We start from the raw sequence: 4,847 nt of genomic DNA, 5'->3' as shown, positions 1-4,847 counted from the left end.
TTCTCAGCTACTTTCTATCTTATTATTCAAATTATAATTTCCTAATATATAAAAAAAGCTGCTACCTCCAGGAAAAACCTGTTGGTAACAGCCAAATTATATTTTTATTAACGTTTTAATAATTCTTTTCCTGGAATACCTGGTTTTGTCATTTCAAATGGATTTAAAATTATATCCAATTGATCTTTTGTTAAAAGTCCCTTTTCAAGAACTAAATCAGCTACAGGAACTCCTGTTTTTATTGATTCTTTAGCAATATCTGCAGCATTTTTGTATCCAATATGAGGGTTTAAAGCTGTTATTATTCCAACACTTCTATCTACCCAATGCTTACAGTTTACTTCCTGAGCAGCGATTCCTTTTAAGCAGTTATCTACAAATGTAACAATTCCATTCTTTAAGATTTCAATTGATTGGAAAAGGTTGAAGAATAAAACTGGTTCAAATACGTTTAATTCTAATTGTCCAGCTTCTGCTGCTTTAGTTATTGTAATATCATTACCAAAGATTTGGAAACAAACCTGGTTCATAACTTCAGGGATTACAGGATTAACCTTTCCTGGCATTATTGATGATCCTGGTTGTTGTTGTGGTAATAATAGTTCTGCAAGTCCAGCTTTTGGTCCTGATGCCATAAGTCTTATATCATTAGCGGTTTTTGAAAGGTTTACAGCACATGTTTTTAATGCTGAAGATAACCATACAAAGCTGTCTAAGTTTCTTGTTCCATCTACTAAGTCTGGTGATTGTTTAAATTTGAATCCAGTAACTTCTGATAGTATTCTTACAACATTTTTTACATACTCAACATCGGCATTTATTCCTGTTCCAACTGCTGTAGCTCCCATATTTACATATGTTAATTCTTCAACAGCCATAGAAATTCTTTTTATATCTCTCTTTACTGGTTGAGAGAAAGCTTTAAACTCCTGTCCTAATCTTATAGGTACAGCATCTTGTAAGTGAGTTCTTCCCATTTTAATTACATGATCAAATTCATCTCCCTTTTTTTGAAGAGTATCATATAATTTTTGAAGATCCACCAAAAGATCTTTTATTAACATTTGGATAGTAAGTTTCCCTGCAGTAGGAACTACGTCATTTGTTGATTGTCCATAGTTTACATGATCGTTAGGGTGACATTTATCATATTTTCCCAACTCTCCACCTAATATTTCATTTGCTCTATTAGCTATAACTTCGTTCATATTCATATTCATTGAAGTTCCAGCTCCACCTTGAATAACGTCAGTTATAAATTGATCTCTAAATTTCCCACCAATAATCTCATCTGCAGCTTGTACCATTGCTTCTGCAACATTTTTTCCTATAAGCCCTGCTTCATAGTTAGCTATTGAAGTTGCTTTTTTAACATAAGCAAGTGCTGTAATAAATGGTTCGCTTACTGTATAACCAGTTATATGGAAATTGTTCTTTCCTCTTAATGATTGAACTCCATAATATGCGTCAGCTGGTACTTCAAGTGTTCCAATTGAATCTGTTTCCAATCTGTATTTTTTCATTTATCCGTCCTCCATATCCCACATCATATTTTTCATATATGATAGCTTATTATATCTCTTACTATTATGATACGTTGTTTATGGTCTTTTTTCAACCATTAAAAATGGATTTCAGGTTCAAAAAATATATCATCTATTACATTTACGATATATTTCCTTAATAATCATATATTTTATTAATGATTTTAAAAAGAACTATATGAATTGATGATAAAATGAAAATATTTTACCATTTTTTAATGAAAATAAACTTCAATAAAGAAAAAAAATGAAAATTTTCATTTTAACAATGGTTATTTTTTGTTCATTTATCCTCTGAATGAAAGTTATTTTTCTTGATATATAGTGATAAATTTGTTAAAATTGAACGAGGAGGGTGATGTAATGAAAAAACTATTATCATGTATATTAATATCAATAGTTGGGCTATTTTGTCTAACTGGATGTAATGATAAAAATCCAACAGAAATTACTATCAGTGCAGCAGCAAGTTTAAAGGATTCTTTAGGTGAGGTTATAGAAAAATTTGAAAAAGAAAATAAAAATATCAAAATAAATGTTAACTTTGGTGGATCAGGTGCTTTGAAAAATCAAATCATCGCTGGAGCTCCTGTAGATATTGTCTTCTTTGCATCTCAAAAGGATTTAAATGACTTAAAAGATAAAAAGATGATTGATGAAAAATATCATAAAAATCTTCTTAAAAACAGATTAGTGGTAGCTGGAAGAAGAGAGATTTCAGATTTATATGAAATTGTAAATGATAAAGTAGCAATTGGTACACCTGAAACTGTTCCAGCAGGAAGATACGCAAAAGAAGCTTTTGAAAACTCAGGAGTATGGGACGCTATTCAAAAGAATCTTGTATTTACAAAAGATGTAAGAAGTGCAGCTCAGTATGTTGATTTAGGGGAAGTTGATTATTCTCTTATATATAAAACAGATGCAAAAATTTTAAAAAATGTAAAAATTGCTTATATAGTTCCTGAAGATCTTCATAAACCTATTATTTATAGTTATGGAATTATAAAAGGACATGAAACTGATGCTAACATCAAGTTTTATAACTATCTGCAATCAAAAGATGCAGCTAAAATATATAAAAAATATAATTTTGAATTGTCTGAGTAGGTTACAGTATGAATAACTTAGATTTAGGTATAATTTTATTAACAGTTAAAATTGCTCTTATATCTACAATACTTGTAACTATATTCTCATTGATTTTAGCCTGGAAATTGAAACGGGCTAATCTGAAAATTAAAAATACTATAGAGATGTTAATCAACATCTCTCTTTTTATATCTCCTTCAGTACTTGGATATATTCTTATTCTAATACTTGGGAAAAACGGTTTTATAGGTTCAATACTTTATAGATATTTCAATATCACTGTTATGTTTTCATGGTGGGCAGGAATTATTACCTCTTTTGTAGTAACACTTCCACTTATGTATAACAGTATAAAAGCTGGTATGGAAAATTTAAGTCCTATGTATTATGAGGCTGGCCTTGAAGCTGGAGCAAGTGAATTTCAAATTCTCCGTCTCATAACAATTCCCCTTATTAAAAAGAATATATTAGCAGGTATACTCCTTTCCTTTGGAAGAGCTATGGGTGAGTTTGGAGCAACATTGATGCTTGCTGGAAATATTCCTGGAAAGACTCAGACAATATCTATGGCTATATATTCTGCTTCTGAAAGTGGAGATAGTGGAAGAGCTAATTTTTTTCTAATTGTAATACTGGTAATCAGTTTTTTAGTTATGATACTTTATAATTATCTATTTTTTAAAGAAAGGAAAAATATATGAAATTAATTAAAACTGTTGATGCAGAGGGATATGTTCTTCAACATGATATAACACAAATTCTTCCTGGAGAATTTAAAGGGCGTGCCTTTAAAAAAGGTCATATTATTACTAAAGAGGATATTCCTAAACTATTAAACCTTGGAAAAGACCATATCTACGTCTTTGAATTGGGAGATACTGGAGTACATGAAAATGATGCTGCTGTAATCTTAGGAAATGTAGGAAGAGGAAAGCATGTGGCTACCTCAACAGAAATAAAAGAGGGAAAGATAAATTTCACAGCTCTTTGTGACGGAATACTTAAAATAAATAAAAATAAACTTTTAGAACTTAATATGTTAGGAGAGATGTCCTTTGCAACTCTTCCTGACAACTATCCAGTTAAAAAAGGTCAAAATATAGCTGCAGCAAGAGTAATACCTCTTGTTATAAAAAAAGAAAAGATGGATAAGGTGCAAGAGATAATAAAACGTCCTCTTTTAAATGTCAGACCTTTTAAAACTTACAAAGTTGGAATTATTGTTACTGGAAATGAAGTATTCTATGGAAGAATAGAGGATAAATTTACAGATGTAATAAAAAGAAAAATAGGAGAGTATAACTGCACAATAGTAGGGCATCTTTTCTGTCCTGATGACAAGGAGATTATAAAACAAAGTGCTGAACAACTTCTTCGTCAAGGTGCTAATATGCTTATATTTACAGGGGGAATGTCTGTAGATCCAGATGATACCACTCCTACTGCAATTATGGAGATGGGTGGAGAACTTGTAACATATGGTGCTCCTGTACTTCCTGGATCGATGTTTTTACTTTCATATCTGGGTAAAATACCAATGATGGGGCTTCCTGGATGTGTAATGTTTGCTAAAAGAACTGTATTTGACCTTGTTCTATCAAGAGTTATGACAGGAGAAAGATTAACTACAAAACAGATTATGCAATATGGTAACGGTGGACTTTGTCAAAGCTGTGATATTTGTACTTACCCTAACTGTGGATTTGGAAAGTAGGTAATAATATGGAATTTACACATTTTAATGAAAATGGACAGGCCAGAATGGTAGATGTCTCAGAAAAAAAAGATACTAAAAGATGTGCTGTTGCACGTGGGTATATTAAGATGAATCCAGACACTGTTAAAAAAGTAGTGGAAGGAAAGATGAAAAAAGGAGATGTCCTTGCAGTAGCTCAGGTAGGTGGCATATGTGGTGCTAAAAAGACCTGGGATATTATTCCAATGTGCCATAATATCCTTCTTACTGGAGCTGATATAAATTTTGAAATTAAAGAAGATAGGATTTTAATAGAGGCCACTGTTAAAACAACTGGCCCTACTGGAGTTGAAATGGAAGCATTAACAGCTGTATCTACTGCAGCGTTAACTATCTATGATATGTGCAAAGCTATAGATAAGCATATGGAGATAGGAGAGATTAAGCTCATCTCTAAAACAGGTGGAAAATCAGATTTTTCTGCTAAATAAAGTAAAATAAAAAGGTGATACTTG

Annotated in this window: 5 protein-coding genes; 4 read left to right on the top strand and 1 reads right to left on the bottom strand. The window is 31.4% G+C overall.

Features of this window, described 5'->3' with window-relative positions:
* Positions 1-107: 107 nt before the first annotated feature.
* A complete protein-coding gene (locus IX290_RS11130) occupies positions 108-1,523 on the bottom strand; it encodes an aspartate ammonia-lyase (RefSeq protein ID WP_211493263.1) in 1,416 nt (471 codons plus the stop codon).
* A 384-nt stretch (positions 1,524-1,907) separates the two neighbouring features.
* Between IX290_RS11130 and modA the strand changes: the two genes are divergently transcribed.
* From modA to moaC, 4 genes are read left to right on the top strand one after another with little or no spacing between them, the layout of a single operon-like run.
* Positions 1,908-2,654, top strand: a complete 747-nt coding sequence (gene modA / locus IX290_RS11125; protein ID WP_211493262.1) for a molybdate ABC transporter substrate-binding protein — start codon at positions 1,908-1,910, stop codon at positions 2,652-2,654.
* An 8-nt stretch (positions 2,655-2,662) separates the two neighbouring features.
* Entirely contained in the window at positions 2,663-3,337 is a 675-nt protein-coding gene (modB, locus tag IX290_RS11120) for a molybdate ABC transporter permease subunit (RefSeq protein WP_211493261.1), read from the top strand.
* The gene (locus tag IX290_RS11115; RefSeq protein ID WP_211493260.1) at positions 3,334-4,350 is read left to right on the top strand and encodes a molybdopterin-binding protein; all 1,017 of its coding nucleotides are present in this window, start codon (positions 3,334-3,336) and stop codon (positions 4,348-4,350) included. Before modB ends, IX290_RS11115 begins: the two co-directional genes overlap by 4 nt.
* Before the next feature lie 8 nt (positions 4,351-4,358).
* Complete coding sequence (gene moaC, locus IX290_RS11110) at positions 4,359-4,823, top strand: cyclic pyranopterin monophosphate synthase MoaC (protein ID WP_211493259.1); 465 nt, start codon at positions 4,359-4,361, stop codon at positions 4,821-4,823.
* Positions 4,824-4,847: the final 24 nt, after the last annotated feature.

The organism is Fusobacterium sp. DD2, assembly GCF_018205345.1.
Classification (GTDB): Bacteria; Fusobacteriota; Fusobacteriia; order Fusobacteriales; family Fusobacteriaceae; genus Fusobacterium_A.
Note: the sequence above shows the minus strand (reverse complement) of the source record. Positions and strands in the feature narration are given on the sequence as shown.

Coding starts and splice junctions, on each gene's coding strand:
- modA (WP_211493262.1), top strand. CDS start 1,908: ATGAAAAAACTATTATCATGTATATTAATATCAATAGTTGGGCTATTT.
- modB (WP_211493261.1), top strand. CDS start 2,663: ATGAATAACTTAGATTTAGGTATAATTTTATTAACAGTTAAAATTGCT.
- IX290_RS11115 (WP_211493260.1), top strand. CDS start 3,334: ATGAAATTAATTAAAACTGTTGATGCAGAGGGATATGTTCTTCAACAT.
- moaC (WP_211493259.1), top strand. CDS start 4,359: ATGGAATTTACACATTTTAATGAAAATGGACAGGCCAGAATGGTAGAT.
- IX290_RS11130 (WP_211493263.1), bottom strand. CDS start 1,523: ATGAAAAAATACAGATTGGAAACAGATTCAATTGGAACACTTGAAGTA.